14 protein-coding genes are annotated in these 22,567 nt (G+C 63.7%); 7 read left to right on the top strand and 7 right to left on the bottom strand.

The window, feature by feature from the left end; translation table 11 throughout:
• Positions 1-459 precede the first annotated feature (459 nt).
• A complete protein-coding gene (locus ACODS4_RS22680) occupies positions 460-1,818 on the top strand; it encodes a tetratricopeptide repeat protein (RefSeq protein ID WP_488867829.1) in 1,359 nt (452 codons plus the stop codon).
• Between the two features lie 27 nt (positions 1,819-1,845).
• On the opposite strand, the gene ACODS4_RS22675 is transcribed toward ACODS4_RS22680, so the two are convergent.
• The gene (locus ACODS4_RS22675) at positions 1,846-3,318 is read right to left on the bottom strand and encodes an alkaline phosphatase D family protein (protein WP_488867827.1); all 1,473 of its coding nucleotides are present in this window, start codon (positions 3,316-3,318) and stop codon (positions 1,846-1,848) included.
• A gap of 165 nt (positions 3,319-3,483) precedes the next feature.
• Positions 3,484-3,963 carry a GNAT family N-acetyltransferase gene (locus ACODS4_RS22670; RefSeq protein ID WP_488867826.1) on the bottom strand — a complete coding sequence of 160 codons (480 nt, stop codon included), beginning with the start codon at positions 3,961-3,963 and terminating at the stop codon, positions 3,484-3,486.
• A gap of 245 nt (positions 3,964-4,208) precedes the next feature.
• On the opposite strand from ACODS4_RS22670, the gene ACODS4_RS22665 reads away from it, so the two are divergent.
• From ACODS4_RS22665 to ACODS4_RS22650, 4 genes are all read left to right on the top strand, one after another.
• Positions 4,209-6,707 carry a glycogen/starch/alpha-glucan phosphorylase gene (locus ACODS4_RS22665; RefSeq protein ID WP_488867825.1) on the top strand — a complete coding sequence of 833 codons (2,499 nt, stop codon included), beginning with the start codon at positions 4,209-4,211 and terminating at the stop codon, positions 6,705-6,707.
• A gap of 260 nt (positions 6,708-6,967) precedes the next feature.
• Complete coding sequence (locus ACODS4_RS22660; protein ID WP_488867824.1) at positions 6,968-8,002, top strand: aspartate-semialdehyde dehydrogenase; 1,035 nt, start codon at positions 6,968-6,970, stop codon at positions 8,000-8,002.
• A 184-nt stretch (positions 8,003-8,186) separates the two neighbouring features.
• Entirely contained in the window at positions 8,187-8,447 is a 261-nt protein-coding gene (locus ACODS4_RS22655; protein ID WP_488867822.1) for a phage tail protein, read from the top strand.
• 166 nt (positions 8,448-8,613) lie between these two features.
• A complete protein-coding gene (locus ACODS4_RS22650; protein ID WP_488867820.1) occupies positions 8,614-10,221 on the top strand; it encodes a peptide chain release factor 3 in 1,608 nt (535 codons plus the stop codon).
• A 93-nt stretch (positions 10,222-10,314) separates the two neighbouring features.
• On the opposite strand, the gene ACODS4_RS22645 is transcribed toward ACODS4_RS22650, so the two are convergent.
• The 4 genes from ACODS4_RS22645 to ACODS4_RS22630 form a co-directional block, all read right to left on the bottom strand.
• Positions 10,315-11,232, bottom strand: coding sequence for a transglutaminase family protein (locus tag ACODS4_RS22645; RefSeq protein ID WP_488867818.1), 918 nt, complete (start codon positions 11,230-11,232; stop codon positions 10,315-10,317).
• Positions 11,233-11,242: 10 nt separating this feature from the next.
• Complete coding sequence (locus tag ACODS4_RS22640) at positions 11,243-13,777, bottom strand: circularly permuted type 2 ATP-grasp protein (protein ID WP_488867816.1); 2,535 nt, start codon at positions 13,775-13,777, stop codon at positions 11,243-11,245.
• A gap of 252 nt (positions 13,778-14,029) precedes the next feature.
• Positions 14,030-16,042, bottom strand: a complete 2,013-nt coding sequence (locus tag ACODS4_RS22635) for a di-heme-cytochrome C peroxidase (protein ID WP_488867814.1) — start codon at positions 16,040-16,042, stop codon at positions 14,030-14,032.
• A 232-nt stretch (positions 16,043-16,274) separates the two neighbouring features.
• The gene (locus tag ACODS4_RS22630; RefSeq protein ID WP_488867812.1) at positions 16,275-19,631 is read right to left on the bottom strand and encodes a transglutaminase family protein; all 3,357 of its coding nucleotides are present in this window, start codon (positions 19,629-19,631) and stop codon (positions 16,275-16,277) included.
• 237 nt (positions 19,632-19,868) lie between these two features.
• Here ACODS4_RS22630 and ACODS4_RS22625 point away from each other — a divergent pair, with 237 nt between their 5' ends.
• Both ACODS4_RS22625 and ACODS4_RS22620 read left to right on the top strand, forming a co-directional pair.
• Positions 19,869-20,795 carry a hypothetical protein gene (locus tag ACODS4_RS22625; RefSeq protein ID WP_488867810.1) on the top strand — a complete coding sequence of 309 codons (927 nt, stop codon included), beginning with the start codon at positions 19,869-19,871 and terminating at the stop codon, positions 20,793-20,795.
• Between the two features lie 11 nt (positions 20,796-20,806).
• Complete coding sequence (locus ACODS4_RS22620) at positions 20,807-21,598, top strand: lysozyme inhibitor LprI family protein (protein ID WP_488867808.1); 792 nt, start codon at positions 20,807-20,809, stop codon at positions 21,596-21,598.
• 17 nt (positions 21,599-21,615) lie between these two features.
• On the opposite strand, the gene ACODS4_RS22615 is transcribed toward ACODS4_RS22620, so the two are convergent.
• Positions 21,616-22,524 carry an aldose 1-epimerase gene (locus ACODS4_RS22615; protein ID WP_488867806.1) on the bottom strand — a complete coding sequence of 303 codons (909 nt, stop codon included), beginning with the start codon at positions 22,522-22,524 and terminating at the stop codon, positions 21,616-21,618.
• Positions 22,525-22,567 lie beyond the last annotated feature (43 nt).

The following is a 22,567-nucleotide window of genomic DNA, read 5'->3' as shown; positions in this document are numbered from 1 at the left end:
GAGTCGCTTACGGCAACCGCCTCCTACCCAAAGTTTGACGCCTCCCAATCGGACGCCGGGGCAACATTTCCAAAAATTTGAGCCATCGTCAACTCAATTACGCCCTGGTAATACCGTCCCCCTGGTTGGTGGAGGCGGCAGGAGGCGCTCATGGACGGGCGAATCCCCTCTGGAAATTATCGCTAACTCATTGAATATGATTATGTATCCAGAAAGAGTGCAACTTCGTCGCAATCGTGAATATCCCCCTGATAAAAATTGCCCCCCTGCGACCGCGTGTCGCCAGAATCACACGTTGGAATCATTTTGAGGCCCCCCTTGCGCGGTGCAGCATGATCGGGCAATAAGCTGAGCCGCTCTTTTTTCGGCTTTTGACCGTCCTACGCGGCGTTGCCGCCGTCCTGTGTGACGGGCGATCAAACCCGCTTCAACAGATCACCTCAACCAGGATCACGCCCCGTGCCATCGGACCCGTCCATCGGCGGAACGCCGCCTTATGCTTTGATCGAGGCTCTGTTTCAGCGGGGGTACGAGCGTCTTTACGCCGCCGATCCGGCGGGCGCGGCTGACGCCTTTCGCGGGGCGGTCGCCGTCGATCCAGGCCATGGCGAGGCGTGGGCGGCTCTGGCGGATTCTCTGAGCGACTCGATCATCGATTCGACGGATGATTGCCGCGTCGCGGAAAAAAATTGCGCGGTGGCGCGCGCCTATGGCCACGCGGCGGCGCTCGATCCTGGCTCCTGGATGTGGCGTTTGAGTTGGGCCGAGGCCTTGCGGCGTTGCGGCAAGGTGGCGGCGGCCACGACAATATTTTCGGAGTTGGCGGCGGAGCGAGCCGATTCCGCTCCGGTTCGCCTGGGCCACGCCCGCGCGCTCAGAGCCGCCGGACAGGCCGACGCGGCGCTGGCCGAGTATCGCGAGGCCGTCGCCTTGCGCCCCAACGACGCCGAAGCTGCTTTGGAACTGGCCGAGGCGCTGACCGCCAGCGGCGACGCTCTGGCGGCGGTGGAGCTGCTGCAACCGCTGTCGCGGCGTCTGCCGGACGATCCGGCGTTGCACCACGCCAGCGGACAAGCGTGGATCGCGCTGCGCGAACCGGAGAAGGCGTTGACAGCCCTGCGCCGCGCCCGCGATCTCGACCCAGACGACGCGCTGGGAAGCGTTCCGGCCATTCTGGCGTTGGAGGCTGGGGAGGGGGCGGATCTGTCGGCGGCTTATGTCCGCGCGCTGTTCGACCGCTACGCTGACCGTTTTGACCGGGATTTGTTGGGCAAGCTCGGCTACGCCGCGCCTGAACTGCTGAAAGCGGCGGTGGACCAGATCGGAACGGCCCCTGATTTGCGGGTGCTTGACCTTGGTTGCGGCACTGGGCTTGCCGGCGTGTCGTTCCGTGCGGTGGCGCGCTTCCTCGCTGGGGTCGATTTGTCGCCGCGCATGGTGGACAAGGCGCGCGACCGGGCGCTCTACGACCGTCTTAGCGTCGGCGACGTGGTGGCGGCGCTGGATGAGGCGGCGGAGGCCTGGGATTTGCTGGTCGCCGCCGACGTCCTGGTTTACATCGGCGACTTGGCCCCGGTGTTTCAGGCGGCGGCCAAGGCGCTGGTTCCTGGCGGACGCTTCGCCGCGACGGTGGAGCGCGCGGCCGAGGGGGAGGAGAGCTTCACGCTCGGTCCCACCCGGCGCTACGCGCACGCCGACGGTTATGTCCGGGCCATGGCCGACGCCGCAGGTCTAACAGTTCGCCTGATGGAATCTTGCACGCCGCGTCGGGAAAAGGGCGTTGGCGTTCCTGGCTTGCTGTTCATCGTCGAACGATGAGCGTTGTTTCTCGCGACAGCGCTCTCGTCAAATTGCTTGGCTGTAGCGCGTGGCGTCACCTTCGGCGACCCAACGCGCGTGAAGTTGTCCCTTGTCGTCGGCGGACAGCGAAAGCCAGCCGCGCTTGGCGATGGTTCGCCGCCCGCTCTCGCGGAACACCGGCATCTCCAGGCGATGGCCGGGCAGGGGGTGTTCGCCCTGAGCGGCCAGCCGTTCGGTAGCGTGCCGACGCCAACCAGACGGCGAGGGCGCGGCGAGAGACAAGCCCAGCAACTGCCACAACTCCACCCCAGCGCCCCGCAGCACACCGCGCCCGCCGACACCCGATCCGTTCGACAGAATGGTGATCCGGCAGCCGGTGCGACGGGAAAAACCGGTCAAGGTCTCGATCAGGCGCGCCCACTCGGCCACATGGCTGCGGCTGCGCCATTGGTCGCTCAAACGGCGGGTCAAACCGGACAAGCCGGGCAGCCAGTCCGTCAGGCGCTCGATCCCCGCCGTGGCCGGGATCAACAGCGGTGTTCCAGTCATCACGATCAGATGACGGCACCCCTCGAAGCGATCCAACCAACCTGGCAGCATGGTCCAACTGCGCTCGGACAGCACACGTCGTCGGTTGCGCTCGCTGCGCAGATCCAGGGCCAGCAGGCCGGTGTCGCCCAGATGGAATCCTTGAGTCATCGTGGCGCGGGCGGCTCCCCAGGCGCAATCCGGCGGCGCTTCGATCACAGCCCCCAGTTGGAACAGCGCGTAGTTGCGCCGGGCCGCCATGAAGACGCCGCGCATCACCTTGCTGGTCGCTTCGCTGTCCGGCGTTGCGCCCCAACCATCGGCGATGTCGGCGTCGTCCCACATCATGACCGACGGAATGCGCGCCAGCGCTTCCGCCACGTCAGCCTGCCCCCATTGACGCAAGTAACGGTCGAAACCGGCGTTCACCAGCTCTTCGGCCATGCTGGGGGAAAAGGGATGAGCGGTCCGAACGGCGCGCGGCTCGCCCCGCCACGCGGTCAGCAGCGGCGAGGCGGCGAGCACAGCCTCGCCGTCGATCTGACCGCCGCCCTGGACCAACAGGTGGTAACGCTCCGTTTCATGCTGGCGGAGCAACTCGGGCCAGAGGGGGGCGGGAGAGGAAGGGTTTTCGCCTGAAACGGGCGGTGGAATCATTCCGGCTCCGCACACAAAGGCGATGCGCGGGTGTGAGAAGCGGCCCGGAACAACGATGCTCCAGGATGGCCCGTCGGGAAATCCATAGGCAAGGTTGCTGTCCTGAATCCCGCGCGGCACGGCGAAATCAAAACGCCAAACATGGCGGTTGCGCCACACGGTGACGTGGCGGGGCGGAACGGGCAGGGTGACGCCCTCCACCCGCAGATCGTCCGGTTCGACCTCGCCATCCAGGATGAACAGAGCGGACAGCCACCAGCGATCCCGCTGCTCGCCCCGGAAATAGAGAATTGGCCCGAGCAGGATGCTCGGCTCCGCCCGCTTGCGCGCCATGCCCACCCATTTCAATCAATTCCGGTCCAGTCAGGATCCGATAACCGAACCCGCGCTGCGGCGCATTCAAAAAATGGGGAAGCGATCAACGGAGGTCGGCGACGGAACCCGCTTTGGGCGCGTTAACCCTTTCAACGAAAACCATTCCTGATAAGAAACCATCGTTTATGAGTAAGTGCATATCCGGTTGCGAAATGATTCCGTACGGCGATTTGTCGGCGTTTCCGGCAGGCGTTTTTCCAACCGCAGCGCCGTCATGCCATCCTCATAATAATCGGGATACAGGCCGAACTGGACATAGCCGGTGCGCAGATAGAGGGCCAACGCCGCCGTGTTGTCCCGCCGAACCTCCAACCGAACCGTGCGGCAACCCAGCGTCGTCGCCTCATCCTCCAACGCGCCAAGCAGCGCGCGAGCGATCCCCGACCGGCGGCGTTCGGGGTGCACCGCGAAGGAAGAGAGCCGTCCAATTGGCGTGCGGGCGTGGACGGCGATCTGGCCATAACCGACCACCCGTTCATCCCGCAAGGCGACCATGCAGGCCCCCTTCGCTTGGGTGATCGCGTAGCGGAAATTGCGCACGGTCATCCGATCCGTCGGAAAACTGACGGCTTCGATGAGCAGCAACGCGGGCAGATCGGACACCACCGCGCGCCGAAACGACAGCGGTGTTGCAGCGCAGTGGACAGAAGCGATTTCGTGACGCATCGTTGTAAGGTCGAAAACGGGAAGCGGTCGCAACCTTACTCCCTTTGCGTCACAGGGGAAGCCTTGCCGCTTCTGAATTCGGAAAGCTTTGCTTAACCAACTCCGCCCACTCTTCCACCGTCAAGGAGCGTCGTCCCGCAGCCGTTCGCTCCGGTTGGCCTTTCAACGCAGAAAGTCAAGACATGGACGCTCGGTACAAATCCCGTGACATCGAACGCCGCAGTCTGGATGTCGACAGCCTGAAGCGGTCCTTTTTGGAATGGCTGGTCTATTCGGTCGGCAAGGACGCCCGCGCCGCCACCCGGCGCGACTGGTTCCACACCGTCGCCTTGGCGGTGCGCGACCGCGTCGTCGACCGCTGGATGGACACGACCCGCAGTTATTATCACGAGGACGCCAAGCGCGTATATTATCTTTCTCTTGAATTCTTGATCGGTCGCCTGCTGACCAACAGCCTGTCCAACCTGGGCATCATGGACGAATGCCGTCAGGCGCTCGACCGGCTGGGCCTGTCGATGGACGACGTGGTCGATTCCGAACCGGACGCGGCGCTGGGCAACGGCGGCCTTGGCCGTCTGGCCGCCTGCTTCCTCGACAGCATGGCCTCGCAAGGCCTGCCGGGCTACGGCTATGGCATCCGCTACGAGTTCGGCCTGTTCGAGCAGCGCTTTGAAAATGGCTGGCAGGTCGAGCATCCTGAACAATGGCTGCAATTCGGCAACCCGTGGGAGTTTGCCCGCCCCGAGGTGCTCTATCCGGTCCAGTTCTACGGTCGGGTCGAGGAGTTCCGCGACAGCGTCGGCGAACGCGCCTATCGCTGGGTGGATTCCGAACGTGTCTTGGCGATGGCCTATGACACGCCGGTGGTCGGTTATGGCGGCGACACCATCAACACGCTGCGCCTGTGGTCGGCGCGCGCCACCAGCGACTTCAATTTCGGGCACTTCAACGAAGGCGCCTATATGAAGGCTGTGGAGCAAAAGATCCTGTCGGAGAATCTCAGCCGCGTCCTCTACCCCAACGACGCGACGGAGATCGGCAAGGAGCTGCGCTTCAAGCAGGAGTATTTCTTCACCTCCGCCTCGTTGCAGGACATCCTGCGCCGCTATCTGCAACACCACACCAGCTTTGACAATCTGCCCAACAAGGCGGCGATTCAGCTCAACGACACCCATCCGGCCATCGGCATCGCCGAATTGATGCGGCTGTTGATCGACCAGCATGGGCTGCGGTGGGAGAAGGCTTGGGAGATCACCCAGGCGACCTTCGCCTACACCAACCACACCCTGTTGCCCGAGGCGCTGGAAGCCTGGCCGGTGCGCATGGTGGAGCGGATTTTGCCGCGCCACATGCAGATCATCTATGAAATCAACGCCAAGTTCCTCACCCGTTCCAAGGCGAAGGCGGCGGGCGACAACGCCCGACTGTCGCATCTGTCGCTGATCGACGAACGCGGCGACCGCCGGGTGCGCATGGGCAACCTCGCCTTCCTTGGCTCGCACAAGGTCAACGGCGTGTCGGCCCTGCACACGGAGCTGATGAAAGAGACGGTCTTCGCCGATTTCCACGCGGAATTCCCCGACCGCATCACCAACAAGACCAACGGCATCACGCCGCGCCGCTGGCTGAAGCAGGCCAATCCGGCCTTGTCGGAGTTGATCTCCTCGCGCATCGGCGATGGCTGGATTTCCGACCTCGGCCAGATCGCGGCGCTGAAGGAAAAGGCCGACGACGTGGTGTTCCGCGAGGAATTCCGCCGGGCCAAGCGCAAGAACAAGAAGCGTCTGGCCGCCTACATCGCCCGGCAGACCGGCGAAGAGGTGCAGATCGACAGCATCTTTGACGTGCAGGTCAAGCGCATGCACGAATACAAGCGCCAGCTTTTGAACGTGCTGCACACGGTGGCGCTCTACAACGAGATGCGCGACAACCCCACCGTCTCCTGGGTGCCCGTCACCAAGATCTTCGCGGGCAAGGCGGCACCGTCCTATCACATGGCGAAGCTCATCATCAAACTCATCAACGACGTGGCCAAGGTGGTGAACCATGACCCGTCGGTGCACGACAATTTGAAGGTGGTCTATCTGCCCAACTACAACGTCACCGCCGCCGAAATCATCATCCCGGCGGCCGACATTTCTGAACAGATCTCCACCGCCGGGATGGAGGCGTCGGGCACCGGCAACATGAAGCTGGCGCTGAACGGCGCGTTGACCATCGGCACGCTCGACGGCGCCAATGTGGAAATCCGCGAGCAGGTCGGCGCCGACAACATCTTCATCTTCGGCCTGACCGCCGAAGAGGTGAATGATTTGCGGGCCAACGGCGGCTTCAACCCGCGCGAGGTGATCGCGTCGAACCCCGCCCTGAAGCGGGCGTTGGACATGATCGCGACCGGCGCCTTCTCGCCGGACGACCGCAACCGCTACCAGCCGATCCTCCAGGCGTTGACCGACGGCGGCGACCATTTCCTGGTGACGGCGGACTTCGCCGATTATTGCCGGGCGCAGGACGCGGCGATGCAGCTTTACCGCGATTCCGAGGAATGGACCCGCAAGGCCATCATCAACACCGCCTGCATGGGCTGGTTCTCGTCCGACCGCACGGTCAACGAGTATGCGACGGAGATCTGGGACGTTCACCCGGTGAAGCCGACGCACGAGGGCGAAGGCTTCCGCTAAAATTGACGCAATGGCGCGCGCGGGCGCTTTACAAGCCCCGCGCGTTCCGTTAAGAAAACGCCATCATGATCCGCATCGCGACCACCACCATGACTACGAAAAAAGCGACTCGCTTCGGCGGGCTGCCTCGTGGCATGGGCTGATCGGTTCGACCAGCGTTTCACCCACGAGCAGGCCCCGCCGGACACGGACGGGGCCTCGTCGTTTCTGGGGTCTGCGGTCCGGTCCACAACAGGACAGACAAAGGACGGAACCCCGAGATGAGCAACAGCAGCAACCCCGCTCCCCGCAACGCTGCCCCCCGTCGCGTCGCCATCGTCGGCGCCACCGGCGCCGTTGGCCGCGAAATGGTCAATGTTCTGCACGACCGCAAGTTCCCGGTCAGCGAACTGGGCCTGTTCGCGTCGGAACGCAGCGCGGGCAAGGTGCAGGAGACCCCCTACGGCGCCAAGACGCTTCAGGCCTTCGACGCCGACGTGGTCAAGGGCTATGACGTCGTGCTGCTGGCGGTGTCGGGCGATTTCGCCAAGGCGCACGCCCCGACGCTGGCCTCGGCGGGCGCGCTGGTCATCGACAACAGCTCGGCCTTCCGTTACGACGACAACATCCCGTTGATCGTGCCGGAAATCAACGCCCACGCCTTCCAGGGCGGCGGTCGTCTGATCGCCAACCCCAACTGCACCACGGCCATCGCGGTCGTCGCGCTTGGCCCGCTGCACAAGGCGTTCGGCCTTCGCCGAGTCATCGTCTCCACCTATCAGGCGACCAGCGGCGCCGGGGCGGAGGGCATGGCCGAGTTGGAAGAGCAGACGCGCAACCAGTTGGAAGGCCGTCCGGTGACGAACAGCGTGTTCCGTCACCCGATCCCCTTCAACCTGATCCCGCAGATCGACGCCTTCCAGGACAACGGCTACACCAAGGAAGAGATGAAGGTGACGTGGGAGACGCGGAAGATCCTCGGCATCCCGGATCTGCCGCTGAGCTGCACCGCCGTGCGCATCCCGACCTACCGCGCCCATTCCGAAGCGATCACCATCCAGACGATCCAGCCGGTGACGCCGGACGCCGCCCGCGCCGTTCTGGCCGATGCGCCGGGCGTGAAGCTGGTCGATGATCCGGCCAACGGCGTCTACCCGATGCCGCTGACCGCCGCCAGCCAGTATGACGTCGAGGTTGGCCGCATCCGCGCCAATCTGGTGTTCGGCGATCACGGTCTCGACCTGTTCGTCTGCGGCGACCAGTTGCTGAAGGGCGCGGCGCTGAACGCGGTGCAGATCGCCGAGTTGGATCTGTAAGGCGGTTGTACAATTCTCCCGGCGGGTGGGCGCTTCTCACCCGCTGGGTGTTGTTGTCATAAAGTGTCTCCTTTTGTCTCTTATTGTTGTTTGAAAGAAATAATTTTCTTCCGCTTAATGTGTGTGATGGGTTTTCTCTAAAAACTCGCCGAGTTATCACACGTTGCGCAGAAGGATAGAAGCGATGTCTGAATTTTCTATCGGGCAAATAGTTCTGTTCGCCTATGATCGCGTTCCGTATGGCTTCCTGCGGTGTGAAGGGCAGACCATAAATTATGAGAACAATAGGCAGCTTGAATTTCTTCACTCTTTGGTTTGGACAAAATGGAGTAAGGAACGCGGCAAAAGAGAATTCACATTGCCTGATTTGCGCGACAAGTCTCCTGATCCAAGCTTGTGCTACATGATTTGCGTTGATGGCCTTTATCCGAATTTTGAATCATGATGCGTTGATGCACGGCTGGCAACACGCGGTGAGAACGGTGTTCGACCGCCAAAGCGCTGGAAAGCTGACCCATCCGCTGCTATGAAGAACGCCAAGGGGCCAGACGGGCGCGAACCGCCTGTCGGCCCCTTTCGTTCGTTTGCCTCTTCAGTCACGGGAATCGCGCATGTCCGAGCTTCAGGACGCTGTTTCCCGGCGTCGGACCTTCGCCATCATCGCGCACCCCGACGCCGGCAAGACAACCCTCACCGAAAAGCTGCTGTTGTTCGGCGGCGCCATCCAGATGGCGGGCGCGGTGAAGGCGCGCGGCGAGCAACGCCGCGCCAAGTCCGACTGGATGAAGGTGGAGCGCGAGCGCGGGATTTCCGTGACCGCCTCCGTCATGACCTTCGACTATGACGGGCGCACCTTCAATCTGCTCGACACGCCGGGCCACGAGGATTTCTCGGAGGACACTTACCGGACGCTGACCGCCGTGGACAGCGCCGTCATGGTGATCGACGGGGCCAAGGGCATCGAAACCCAGACGCTGAAGCTGTTCGAGGTTTGCCGTCTGCGCGACGTGCCGATCATCACCTTCTGCAACAAGATGGACCGCGAGGCCCGCGACCCGTTCGAGCTGATTTCGGAAATCGAAAGCGCCCTGGCGCTGGAGGTGACTCCGGCGAGCTGGCCCATCGGCATGGGCCGCGATTTTCTCGGCTGCTACGATTTGATCCGTGACCGGCTGATCCTGATGGACCGCAGCAAGGGCGACGAGATCGACGACGGCATCGAGTGCAACGGCCTGGACGACCCGCGCCTGGACGAGCTGCTGCCCGCCCACGCCGCCGCCAAGCTGCGCGAAGAGGTGGAGATGGCGCGCGGCCTGATGCCGCCCTTCGATCTGGAGGCTTACCGGGCCGGTCACTTGACGCCGATCTATTTCGGTTCGGCGATCAACAATTTCGGCGTGCGCGAGCTGCTGTCCGGTCTGGCGGAAAACGCCCCGCCGCCGCGCCCGCAGCCCGCCGACCCGCGCGTGGTCCAGCCCGACGAAGACAAGGTGACGGGCTTCGTGTTCAAGGTTCAGGCCAACATGGACCCGAACCACCGCGACCGCATCGCCTTCGTCCGCATCTGTTCGGGCCGCTACAGGCGCGGGGCCAAGCTGAAGCACATCCGTTCCGGCAAGCTGATGGCGGTCAACAACGCCGTGCTGTTCCTGGCCCGCGACCGCGAGGTGGCGGAAGAGGCGTGGCCCGGCGACATCATGGGCATTCCCAACCACGGCAGTTTGCGCATCGGCGACACGCTGACCGAAGGCGAGGATCTGCGCTTCACCGGCGTGCCCAGCTTCGCGCCCGAACTGTTGCAGCGCGTCCGCCCGGAAGACCCGATGCGGGTCAAGCATTTGCGCAAGGCGCTGGAGCATTTCGCCGAAGAGGGCGCGTCCCAGGTGTTCAAGCCGTTGACCGGGGCCGATTGGGTGGTCGGCGTCGTCGGTCAACTCCAGTTCGAGGTTCTGGCCGCGCGCATCGAGGCCGAATACAGCATCTCCGCCCGCTTCGAGGGCGCCGGGCTGGACGCGGCGCGCTGGGTCGAGACCGACGACGAAGACCAGTTGAAGAAGTTCATCGACCTGAACCGTTCGGCCTTGGCCGAGGATCACGACGGCGCGCTGGTCTTCCTGGCCCGCAACGCCTGGCACATGAACCGCACGCAGGAGGATTTCCCGGCGCTGCGCTTCCTGAAGACGCGCGAACAAAACCGCAAGGTTCACACCGGGGCGTGATCGGCGTTCGTTCATCCGGTTGACGGAAAGAAAACAGCCCCGCCGATGCGACCATCGGCGGGGCTGTTTCCTGCGCGGCTTTGCGCCAAATGGTTAAGCTTCAATCGGCTCCACATCGACGCTGACGCTCAACCCATGACCGGCGCCGCCGACCAGGATGCCGCGCGCCGGGCTGACGTCGTCGTAATCGCGGCCCCAGGCCACGGTGATGAAATCACGGTTGGCGACGCAGGCGTTGGTTGGGCAGACGTCAAGCCAGCCCGCCGCGCCGCACCAGACCGAGGCCCAGGCGTGGCTGACGTCGGAACCGACCAGCCGTTCGCGACCGGGCGGGGGCAGGGTGCGCAGATAGCCCGACACATAGCGGGCGGGCAGGCCAATCGCGCGGAAACAACCAATGATGACGTGGGCGAAATCCTGGCACACGCCGCGCCGCTGGCGCATCACCTCGGCGATTGGCGTGGACACGGTGGTCGCCGTGGGGTCGAAGGCGAACTCCTCGTTGATCCGAATCATCAGATCAATCGCCGCCGCCGCCACCGGACGGCCCGGCGTAAACGAAGCGCGGGCGTAGTTCAACAATTCTGGGCTGGAGGCGACAAGCGCGCTGTCGAAGCAATATTGAGTGATCTCCGCGCCATCCTCCGGACCGGACAGCGCGCGCAAGCCATCGCGCACCTGCTCCCACGGGGCGGTCGCGTCGGCGTCCAGCGCCGGGGCGTCAAAGACCTCGATCTCGCTCTCGGCGATGACGGTGAAATTCCGATGCGGCTCCTGCACCGCCACATAGGTGACGGTGTTGCCAAAATAATCCACCCGGTCGTTGCGCACGGCGGGCGTCGGCTCCACCGTCAACAGGCTGCGGCGGACCCGTTGACGTGGATGTGGACGCACAACCAAATGCAACAAATGGTGGGACACCGGCACGTCTTCGCCATAGTCATAAGCCGTGGCATGGCGTACGCGGTAGCGCAACGAACTCGTCTCGTCCGAGGCCGAAGGTGGGGTCATCTCGTCGGACTCAGGCTGATCGGGCGAAGGCATGGCTGAAATACGCGTGTGCGAGGAAGTTGGATATGTCGGGCAGCGACATCGCCAGCGTGTCGAGCAACGTATGAAGCTGGTCGCTGGACCGCAAGGAGTCGGAATTTCGCAGGATTTTGCGCCCATCGGCGACAATGGCCAACGCGCCGCCGGTTGGGTCGCCGGTGGTTCCCGCGCCCAGATTGGGCAGGGCGGTGAGATGGCTTTCCAGCGCCGCCAATTGAAAGGCCAACGCGCGCGGGTTGCTCTCGTCGGCCAGCAAAAGTTCCAGAACCGGGGTCCGATAAACGCTGGTGAGATAGCGCGAGCGGTAGGTCATGACGCTCTCGCCCAGCTCCAGCAGCACGGCCAGAGTGGCCGACTGCACCGATTCATCCTGGCGGTCCAGTTCGGCGATGCGCACGCCGCGCATAACCGAGACGATGTGCAGCGCCCGTTCAATCCGGCGGCCAACGTCCAGGAATCGCCAACCCGGCCCACGCGTCATGCTTTCCTGTTCCAGCCCGGCGACGGCGGCCAAGCTGGTCATCACGTCGTCCATTCGCAAAAGAAGGGCTGCGGCGTCCAGGCGAATTTTCGGCGGCTTGCTCTGACGGTCGATGCTCGAAACAACCCGCCACATGTCCATCGACAGGCGGTCGCGCACCGAATAGGCGATGCGATGCAAACGGACGACCTGCGCCCGCAGGCTGCTGGGGTGTTCGGGATCGACGACGGCGGAGTAAAGCGCGTCGCGCAGACCGCGCCCGCCGCCCGTCTCAGTCACGCGAGCCATCTCCCAGGGGATCATGCCTTCGGTGGCCAGAAGAGACAGAAGGCTGCGCAACTGGGCCGACGCGCCCGGCGTGTTGCCGTCGGTCAGGCGGCTTTGCGTCGCGCGCAGCAGACGAACCGCGCCCTCCGACCGTTCGGCGTAACGGCCCAGCCAGTACAGCCCGTCCGCCACGCGGCTTGGCAAATCATTCGCGGCGGGACGGGCGACGGCGGGGGTTGGCTCGGTGGCCAACGCGGCGCGCGGTTGCGCGGGTGCGACCTCGGCCCGGCGGGCGGCGAGAACCCAAGTGTCCTTGCTGCCGCCGCCACGCTGCATCGACACAACCAGATGGCCCGGTTCGCTCGACACGCGGGTCAGGCCGCCGGGAAGAACGGTGTAGCCGCCGCTGGGGGTGGCGCACAGGAAAACGCGCAACACCAACGGGCGGGGTTGCAGCTTGCCGTCTTGCCAGACCGGGGCGGTGGACAGCGCCATCTGTTCTTGCGCCACATAATACCAGGGGCGGCGCTTGATCTTTTCGATCAGCGCGTTGCGCTCCATGGTCGAGAGCGTGGCGCCGAAAATCGGCTCGAATCCCAGAGCGGGGAAAGCGGGCTTGATGACCAGGCCGCCAAGATGGTCGATGACATAGGCGCGTTCGGCGTCGTTGCCGCACCACCAGCTCGCCACACCGGGCAAACGCAGCTCTTCGCCCAGCAGATGGCGGCACAGCGTCGGCAGCGATGATTTCATCGCCATGGATTCCATCAGGCCGGATCCCATGGCGTTCGCCACCACAACGTTGCCCGCGCGCACCGCCTCGATCAGCCCGGCGACGCCGAGCGAGCTGTCGGAGCGCATCTCCAGCGGATCGGCGAAATCAGCGTCGAGCCGCCGGAGGATGACGTCCACCCGCTCCAGCCCCGACAGGGTTTTCAGGAACACCTGCCGGTCACGCACGGTCAGATCGGCCCCCTCCACCAGCGTGATGCCGAGGTAGCGGGCGATGTAGACATGCTCGAAATAGGTTTCGTTGTAGGGGCCGGGGGTCAGCAAAACCACGCGCGGGCGATCCCGGCGCGGGCTGAGCGACAGAAGCGTTTCCTTGAAGGTGTCGAAGAAGGGGGCCAACCGTTCCACCTGGCAATGGCGGAAGCTGTCGGGCAGCACCTTCGCCATCACCGCGCGGTTCTCCAGCGCGTAGCCGCTGCCGCTGGGAGCCTGCGTCCGGTCGGACAGCACCCACCAACGGCCATCGGGCGCGCGGGCCAGATCGGCGGCGTAATAATGCAGATGGACGTCGTTCGGCACCCGAATGCCATGCACGGCCCGGCGGAATCCCGGATCGGCGTGAATCACGGCGGGCGGCAACCGGCCATAACGGGTGAGCGTCTGCGGTCCGTACAGGTCGGTCAGAATGGCGTTCAGCAGCGAGGCGCGCTGAATGAGGCCCGATTCGATGGCCTTCCATTCATGGGCGGGCAACAGCAGGGGCATCATGTCGAGCGGCCAAGGCCGCTCCATCCCCTTGGGGTCGCCATAAATGTTGTAGGTGACGCCGTTCTGATGCAGCAACCGCCGCGCCTCTTCCCAGCGAACCGCCATCAGGTCGGTGTCGAGGGGGCCAAGCGTGCTCATGAAGGTTTGCCAGTGCGGGCGCAGTCGCCCCTGGCCCGTCACCATTTCGTCATAGACATGGCTGGAGCCATAGCCGATGGCGTCGGCCTCGCCGAACAGCGATCCCTGGGCGAACGGCACCGGCTGCGTCCCCATCAGCGGGGAATTGGACGGGGCGGCGGAGGGCGGATCGTACTGGGACAAGGTCTTTTTGGGTGCGTTGCCTGAGAATGGAGCAACACTGTGAACGTCCCGGCCCCTTGATGCAAGGTTGGCGAGACCAAAGTGGCTGTTTGAATCATCATTGCGTCGGAAGGGGGACGCTTCATTCCAAACAAAAAAGGGCGCGTCAGTTGCCCGACGCGCCCCAATTTCACCCCCGATCCAACCGGATCACAGGGTCTTCAGATACTCCAGCAACTGCCAACGCTGGCTGTCGGTCAGGCTGGCGCCGAACTCGTGCCCGGTGTTGCGGTTGCCCGGCTTGGCCGTGTCGAAGACAAAGGTGGATTCCGGCGCCGCGCTGTCCACGCCGACCTTGACCGGGTCGATGGCGATGGTTCCCATCTTGAAGACCGGCGAGCGGTCGGCGACCGGCAGCAGCATTTCATAGAGATTCGGCACCGAGCCATTGTGCATGTACGGCGCCGTCGCCCACACGCCATCCAGCGGACGGGCCTTGTAGGCCAGCAGACGCTTGATGGTGTCGGCCAGATCCTGTTCGGCCTTGGCCGCCGCGTCGGCCTTGGACATCGGCGTTTTGTTCGCTTCCTTGACGGTGCTGACCGTCTTGGCCGCGCCGGTCAGGATGGTGGCCAGTTTGCGATGCTGGTCGGTGGTCTTGGCGCCCGGCGTGACCAGCGGCGTGGTGTCCATCGTCTTTTTGTTGCTGGCCGTCTTCTTGCCGGAACCCGACCAGTTGGCCGAGGCGGCGGACGCCCAGGGGGCCGGGGCGTCGTCGCCCAACAGCAGGTCGCCGATCAGTTCGGGGTTCTTGGCGATGTCGCCGAACACCGCGCCGATCACCGCGTTGGACAGCAGGGTCGCGGCCAGATCGGGATCCTTCAGCGGCGTGCCGCCCAGCAGCTTCGGCGGCATGGCGACGCCGGCGATGGCGCCGGTGGCCGACTGGCGGCACAGGGCGTCCACCGCCATCTTCGGATCGGCGGCGTAGTTGACCGTGACCATCTTGGCTTCGACCGCCGCGTCCACGCCCTTGGCGCAGATCATGCCGAAGGCGGCGATGACCGCCTTGGGATCATCCGGCTTGGCCCAATTGAACAGCGGCACCATGGTGATCGGCGCCGTGGTGTAGGTCATGTCGCGCGGCAACACCGCGTGGCAGCTTTCGCAATTCTGCTTGTAGACGTCCTGACCGGCCGCCGCCTTCACGATGTTGATGTTGCCCGCGATGCTGTCGGGCCACACCGGCGAACGCAGCTTGCGGAGCTGGTTTTCCATGGCGACGAGATTCTGCCCGCGCACTGTCGAGTTGTAATAGTAATGCGCGGCGTCCTTCGGCGGCGTCAGCGTGACCTTGCCGAACACGCCCAGAACCTCGCCCGCGTTGCGGCCCAGCGCTTCAAAGGAATTGTCGTTGGCCAGCAGGCCGTTCCACTGCACCCAGGGCTGATGCGGCGCGTCCCACAGATAGGGGTAGCTGACCGGGGCGTTGGGCGCACGGTTGTTCTTCGGCAGATTGAGGTCGATCACCGACACGCGGTTGAAGATCATGCCGAAGGCGTCGGTGCGCATCGGCCCCCACGGCGTGTCGGGCGTGCTCTGCGCGACGAAGGTCGCGAAGGTCGCGTCGAACGCCTTCAACTGGTTGAACAGGGCGATCTTTCGGGTGTCGATGGCGGTCGGGCCGAGGACGCGGGCGGCGAACGCCTCAAAGGCGGCGTTGTCGGTGACGGTGGCGTGAACCGCCCCGCTCAGCCCGCTGATGAAGCCATAGAGATCGCCGGTCGTCACCGCTCCATCGACGCGCAGGGTCTTGCCGTTCACCCGCACGTCGCCGGTGTGGCAGGCCGCGCAGGTCATGCCGATCCACTCGGTCTTGTCCGGGTCGGTGTCCTTGACGAAGCCGACCGGCAGCAGATCCGGGTTCCATTTGCTGGCGCTGCCGGCGGTGTAGCCGTAACGCGGCACGCTTTTGACGAAGGGCGCCTTGGTCTGCGGATCCTGCAAGGCCATGAACCAGTCATAGCGCATGATCTGCGAGCCTTGCGTGGTGTTGTAATACCACTGGCGCGCGTCTTGCGACCAATTCTGGTCAAGATACCAAACGCCGTCGATTTCCGAGGGCGGTTTGACCGGAACCGGGCGCGGCGGCTGCGGTTGTTCCGCGCAGGCGGTCAGCAGCAAACTGCCGACAGCGGCGGCGGCGAGAAGAGTGGCTTTCATCCCTGTTGTTCCCCCAGCAGGTTGATGGCGTGTCGCCTTCCACGAGCGAGGGTAGGTCTGATAACCGCAGTGCGTGTAGCATTATCGCGCGAGTGAGATGAAAAACAGGCCGAATCATACAAGAATACGGAGAGAAAACGTCCGGTGAGCGTCGATTTCCTGCCTCTGCATGCGTTGAGGGGCGTGTGGATTGCCTTTACAAACAATCCACACGCGACTCAGGATGTCACGTTTACCCGCGACGCAAATCCAGCGTCATCGGGAATTGCGGATTGCGCTCCTCCTCCGCCACGGTCATCGGCCCCGGCGTGTGGCCGAAGGGGAAGAAGCGGGCGAGACGACGGCCCTCCGCCTCGTTCGCGTTGACCGGGAAGGTGTCGTAGTTGCGCCCGCCCGGATGCATGACGTGGTAGGTGCTGCCGCCGATGGAGCGCCCCGCCCAGGTGTCCACGATGTCGAAGATCAACGGGGTGTGGACCGGGATGGTCGGGTGCAAGCAAGACGGCGGTTGCCACGCGCGGTACCGCACGCCGCCAACGAACTCGCCCTCCGTCCCGGTGGGGACCAGCGGCACGCGCCGCCCGTTGCAGGTGATGGCGAAGCGCGCGTCGATCAGGCCGCTCACGCGCACCTGCACCCGCTCCACCGAGCTGTCCACGTAACGCACCGTGCCGCCGCCGCCCGGTTCCTCGCCCAGCACATGCCACGGCTCCAGCGCCATGCGCAGTTCCAGGCTGATGCCGCGCTGGTTGACCTGCCCATAGGTGGGGAAGCGGAAGTTCATGTGCGGGGCGAACCAGTTGTCCTGAAGCGGATAGCCGTGATCGCGCAAATCCTGCAACACGTCGTTCAAATCCTGCTGCACGAAATAAGGCAGCATGAAACGGTCGTGCAACTCGTTGCCCCAGCGCACCAGCTTGCCCTTGTAGGGCGTCTTCCAGAAGCGCGCGACCAGCGCCCGCATTAGAAGCTGCTGCGTCAGGCTCATTTCCGCGTGCGGCGGCATTTCAAAGGCGCGGAACTCGACCAGCCCAAGCCGCCCGGTGGAGCTGTCGGGCGAATAGAGCTTGTCGATGCAGAATTCCGCCCGGTGGGTGTTGCCCTGAACGTCCACCAGCAGGTTGCGCAGGATGCGGTCGATCATCCAGGGCGGGCACTGGCCGAAGCTGGCCAATTGCTGATCGATCTGGTTGAAGGCGATTTCCAGCTCGTAAAGCTGGTCGTCGCGCGCCTCGTCCACGCGCGGGGCCTGGCTGGTCGGGCCGATGAACATGCCCGAAAAGACGTAGGACAGCGCCGGGTGATTCTGCCAATAGGTGATGAGGCTGCGCAGCAAATCGGGGCGGCGCAGGAACGGGCTGTCCGCCGCCGTGGCGCCGCCCATCACCACATGATTGCCGCCGCCGGTGCCGGAATGGCGTCCGTCGATCATGAACTTCTCGGCGCACAGGCGGGATTGCCGAGCGTCTTCGTACAGGTCGATGGTGTTGCGCACCAGCTCGTCCCAACTGTGGGCCGGGTGGATGTTCACCTCGATCACGCCGGGGTCGGGGGTGACGGCCAGCGAGTTCAGGCGCGGATCTTTGGGCGGCTGGTAGCCTTCGATCACCACCGGCATGTCGAGTTCGACGGCGGTCGCCTCGATCTCCGCCAGCATGGCGATGTAATCCTCCAGCGTGCTCATCGGCGGCATGAACATGTGCAGGCGACCGTTGCGCGCCTCGCAGGTCAGCGCGGTGCGGACGATCCACCAGGCCGATTTGCCCTCCTCGGGGACCTCGGCGCGGACCTCGGCCATCACCCGTTGGCGCTGCGCCTCGCGCGCCTCGCCATGCACGCCGCGATCCGCCTCGCGCGCGGCGCGGCGGGTGTCCTGGCTGCGTTGGAGCGGGTGAGGGGGCAGGGGCTTCCGCTCCTCAAAGGGATCGGTTTCCCAGGCGTAGGGGTAATCGCTCTTCGACACCCAGGGCAGGGATCCCAGCGGCAGGCGGTAGCCGACCGGGCTGTCGCCGGGAATCAGCACCAGCTTTTGCTGACGCAGCGGCCATGTGCTGGACAGCCACACCGGACCCTTCTGGGTCATGCGGCGGTTGATCGGCATGGCGAAGCCGACCGGCTCGTTCAGGCCCTTGGTGAAGACGCGGGCCAGGCGGGCGCGTTCTTCCTTGTCGTCGAGCTTGCTTTCCAGCGGATCGACGTTGACGGGAAGCTTGGCCTCCTTGTTCAGGTAATACCAAGAATCCTCATAAGCGGCGAGCACGACCGCCGGATCGACGCCCAGCCGCTTGGCCAGCGTCACCAGAAAGACGCCCGCGTCCTGCGCGGTGTGGCCATAATCGACGTTTTCACGGGCCAGCAGATCGGTGTTGGCCCACAGGGCTTCGCCGTCGCGCCGCCAATAAACGGTCATCGCCCAGCGCGGCAGCGATTCGCCGGGATACCATTTGCCCTGACCGAAATGCAGCAACCCGCCGGGGGCGAAGCGCTTCATCATCCGGTGGATCAGATCGGCGGCCAGACGGCGCTTGTTGGGGCCGACGGCGGCGGTGTTCCATTCCGCCCCTTCCATGTCGTCGATCGATACGAAGGTCGGCTCGCCGCCCATGGTCAGGCGGACGTCGCCCGCCTTCAGATCCTCGTCCACCCGATGGCCGAGCGCTTCGATGGCCGACCATTGTTGCGGCGTGTAGGGCTTGGTGACGCGCGGCGCCTCATAGATGCGCGTGACGGTCATCTCATGCTCGAACTCAACCTCCGCCTCGTCAACGAGGCCGGAGATCGGCGCGGCGGAGGACGCGTCGGGCGTGCAGGCCAGCGGAATGTGCCCCTCGCCCGCCAGCAGGCCGGAGGTGGGATCCAAGCCGACCCAACCGGCGCCGGGCAAGAAAACCTCGGTCCAGGCGTGCAGGTCGGTGAAATCGGTTTCCGTGCCGGACGGGCCGTCCAACGACTTTTGATCGGCGGTGAGCTGAATCAGGTAGCCTGAGACGAAACGGGCGGCCAAACCGAGATGGCGGAAGATCTGAACCAGCAGCCACGCCGAATCGCGGCAGGAGCCGGTGCGCTTGGTCAGCGTTTCCTGGCAAGTCTGGATGCCCGGCTCCATCCGAATGACATAGCCGATTTCGCTCTGGAGCCGTTGGTTGATGGCGATCAGGAAATCAATGGTCGGGGTCTTGTCGCGGGAGATTCCGCTCAGATACTCCGCCAGCGCCGGTTCAACCTCTTCGGTCTCCAAATAGGGCCGAAGTTCCTTTTGCAACCAGTCTTCGTAGGCGAAGGGGTAGTGATTCGCCTTTTCTTCCAAGAAGAAATCGAAGGGGTTGATCGAGGCGATTTCGGCGACCAGATCGACCTCGACGATGAACTCCCGTGTTTTTTCCGGGAAGACGAAGCGGGCCTGATAGTTGGATTGCGGATCCTGCTGCCAATTCAGGAAATGGTGTTTCGGCGTCACCCGCAGCGAATAGCTGAGGATCGGCGTTCGACAATGCGGAGCGGGGCGAAGGCGGACGATCTGTGGACCGAGAGAGACCAGCCGGTCGTAACGGTAAATGGTCTTATGGTTCAACGCGACGTGGATCGCCATGTGTACCCCACCTCATGCCTGTTCAAAATCTATCGCGCGTCGGTTGGTCCGGCGCTTCGCCCACCACGGTATCATTGAAAAATCCGACCTGACAGGGCGTGTGCGTCATGGTCCTATCGCAGTTGCGAAAAAGTCACGATCTTTCTCAACGGACGCAGCCAGACTTTCATCCGTTCGCGTTCCCCTCTATATAGGTTAACGTTTTGGTAATTCTCTAAAGCGGGATTGAAAGCAAGGATGGCGTCGTTGGCGACCTCTTCCATGGATGGCGATTCCCAGTCCGCTGGTGGAATGGGGGGGGCTGGCCGTGGTGTGGTCACGGGAAAATATTTCAATTTCAAACCGCTGCCGCCAACAAACGATATTCTCGGCAACCCGTTGATCGTTCCCAACCTGCCAACCAACAAACTGCCCAAGGAAACCCTTGGCAGCCGGATCAAGCGCGCCCTGTCTCGCTTGAGCATGGGCAGCCAATCGGCGGACACCAAGCTGCGCTGGAAGTTGCACGACACCATTCACGCCACGATGGCGTCGTTGTCGCCCTCCGTGACGTTGGTGGCGGAGAAGCGAGCGCCCGCAAAAAGCAAGAAATCAACAGTTCCGACCATCGTCGTCCGGCACCCCTATCATCTGCGCCATGTGTTCGAGATGCTGCCGCAGATTCCGGACACCTTGATGGCTGAGCGGCGTTTCTTGGAATTGCTGATGAACCGGGCGCTGAAACGTTATGGCGAACAGATGGCCATGGTGAAGGGCAGCGCCTTTTCCTTTGAGCATGAGGCGCGTGAATATTTCTTTGCCGGCTTCCGCATGGAAAAAGCCATCAAGAAAATCAATGGCTCCGATGAGCGCTTCGCGGCCTTGCAAGCTATTCACACCAATTATTTCCATGGGCGGAATTATTACTATTACGCCTTGATCCGTCGGGAAAAATTGGCCCCAGACAACAAGTTGTTCATGCTTTTCGCCCGCGCCGTCTATTTCATGGCGCGCGTCGATTGGAATGGCGAGTTGCTTGACAAGCCCAGCCCGCGCGCCATGCCCAGCCGTGAAACCATGATGTTCTTCGTGGAACGTGACAAGTCGGTCGTGACGCGCTATCGCAGCGATCAGGATTTCCAGCGTCAGGTGAAAGCGGTGCTGGAAGCGTTCCCGACGGCGTGAGGGATTTTGCGATGCGGTCTGTTCTGCTTGCTTCGGTTGGCGGTCTTCTGGCTGGATTTCTGGCTGCGGCTCCGGCGCTGGCCGCTGATGATTGCGCGGCCGCCGACACGCCAGTGGCGCAGTTGATTTGCCGTGACGCCGCGCTCCGTCAAGCGGCGGCCAGCTTGGCCGGAGCTGTGGCGGCGTTGGGCGAGACCACCGACGCCAACGGGCGATTGGCCATTGACGCTCAGCAAACCCTGTGGCTGTCCCGCCGCAACGAGATTTGCCCGGTCACGCCCAGCGACCTGACGGACGCCAAGGCCGCAAAAACTCGAACGGAGTGTCTGGCGCGCAGCTTTGCCACACGCACGGCGCAGGTTGAGGCCCAGCGGGTGGCGCGTGGCAAGCCGGTCGCAGACCTACCGCTGACCATCACCGACGCGGTCGCCCCGCGCTTGCTCCCAGTCCAAGCGCGTCCGGCGACCTTGACCCGCCCGGTCTCGGTCAACGCTCTGGTTGGTCGCTGGGCCAAGGCCGATCCGATCAGCCGCGCCGCCATTGATGATTGCCGCAGTTCGTATTTTGAGGTGACGCGAGAGCAGACGGCCAATTTGGTCGATCCGCGCGTTCCTGGTTTTCCCGTTGAAGGCCGACTGGCCGCGACCAGCGAATTCAGCAAAGGCGTCAATCTGATTGACGGCAACGGCAACCTCCAAGCGTTGGTTCGCCTGGACGCGGCGGAAACGCCGCGCCTGGATCGTTTGACCGTTCAAATGGCGCCGCCGTCCACCTTTGCCGCCAGCTTTGTCCGCTGTCGCTGACATCTCCGGAAGCGGTTTTAAGGGGACGACACGCGAAAACGCACCGTGCCGCTCAACCGTTCACCTGGGGGCAGGGCGATGACTCCAGCGTCGGCCTCGTCCGAACGGTTGACCGCGTCGGTCATGTGACTGACCGGTTCCAGGCAAAGGAAAGAGTCGCCGCTTGGGGCGTAAACAATCAAATGTCCAAAGGGGCCATCGGCCAGAATGCTGACGCTGGTTCCATCCGCCGCTCCATCCGTCCATGTCACCGTCGCCAAACCATTCCAGCCGGTGAAGCCGTGGTCGAGGCGCACGCCATCATCCATGGCGACCCCTGCCGGAAAATTCAGGGTGGTCGGCAATGGCACACGCGCGCGCGGCAAAACGCTGCCGTCGTTTTCCCACATGCCGGTCAAACCCGCCGTCACCCGTGTGCCGGGCGGCTTGGGAAAATAAGGGTGCAACCCCAACCCGGCGGGCATGTCGCTGTCGGAGTCGTTCACCAGATCCAGGCTCACGATCAACCCGTCATCGTCGAGCGCGATGGTCTGAAAGGCGCTGTAACGCCACGGCCAAGCGTCGGCCTGATGATGGTAGGACAGGCGGGCGGCCCGGTCGCCGCGCTCTTCGACAATCCAGGGCGCGGTCCAGCCATGACCATGAATCGCGTGTGAAAAGCCGGGGTTGGGTGGCAACGACACGGAACGCCCCTGAAAAGTGAAGCGCCCTCCGTCGATCCGATTTGAGAAGGGAACGAGCGGAAAACAGGCCATGTCCGTTGGCGACAGGCCGGATTCTGTGGCGATGGACGCGGGACGGAACAGATCAACGCGGCCACTGGCTCCGGTTTTCGACCATGAGACGATGGACCCGCCGCAGCGGGGAGCAAGGCGGCAGAGCATCGCGCCATGCTGCAACACAACATCGTTGCCGGTCTCAATCATAAGCGTTCCCCGCTGCTGGTCCTTCAGCTTTTATCGCACATGC

The organism is Azospirillum sp. FG154, from assembly GCF_057809575.1.
This window is presented reverse-complemented; position numbering and strand designations above follow the sequence as displayed.

What these genes read in the sequence shown, in the direction of transcription:
- ACODS4_RS22675 (WP_488867827.1), bottom strand. Translation starts at nt 3,318, where the DNA reads ATGGCGCGCAAGCGGGCGGAGCCGAGCATCCTGCTCGGGCCAATTCTC.
- ACODS4_RS22665 (WP_488867825.1), top strand. Translation starts at nt 4,209, where the DNA reads ATGGACGCTCGGTACAAATCCCGTGACATCGAACGCCGCAGTCTGGAT.
- ACODS4_RS22660 (WP_488867824.1), top strand. Translation starts at nt 6,968, where the DNA reads ATGAGCAACAGCAGCAACCCCGCTCCCCGCAACGCTGCCCCCCGTCGC.
- ACODS4_RS22655 (WP_488867822.1), top strand. Translation starts at nt 8,187, where the DNA reads ATGTCTGAATTTTCTATCGGGCAAATAGTTCTGTTCGCCTATGATCGC.
- ACODS4_RS22650 (WP_488867820.1), top strand. Translation starts at nt 8,614, where the DNA reads ATGTCCGAGCTTCAGGACGCTGTTTCCCGGCGTCGGACCTTCGCCATC.
- ACODS4_RS22645 (WP_488867818.1), bottom strand. Translation starts at nt 11,232, where the DNA reads ATGACCCCACCTTCGGCCTCGGACGAGACGAGTTCGTTGCGCTACCGC.
- ACODS4_RS22635 (WP_488867814.1), bottom strand. Translation starts at nt 16,042, where the DNA reads ATGAAAGCCACTCTTCTCGCCGCCGCCGCTGTCGGCAGTTTGCTGCTG.
- ACODS4_RS22630 (WP_488867812.1), bottom strand. Translation starts at nt 19,631, where the DNA reads ATGGCGATCCACGTCGCGTTGAACCATAAGACCATTTACCGTTACGAC.
- ACODS4_RS22625 (WP_488867810.1), top strand. Translation starts at nt 19,869, where the DNA reads ATGGCGTCGTTGGCGACCTCTTCCATGGATGGCGATTCCCAGTCCGCT.
- ACODS4_RS22620 (WP_488867808.1), top strand. Translation starts at nt 20,807, where the DNA reads ATGCGGTCTGTTCTGCTTGCTTCGGTTGGCGGTCTTCTGGCTGGATTT.
- ACODS4_RS22615 (WP_488867806.1), bottom strand. Translation starts at nt 22,524, where the DNA reads ATGATTGAGACCGGCAACGATGTTGTGTTGCAGCATGGCGCGATGCTC.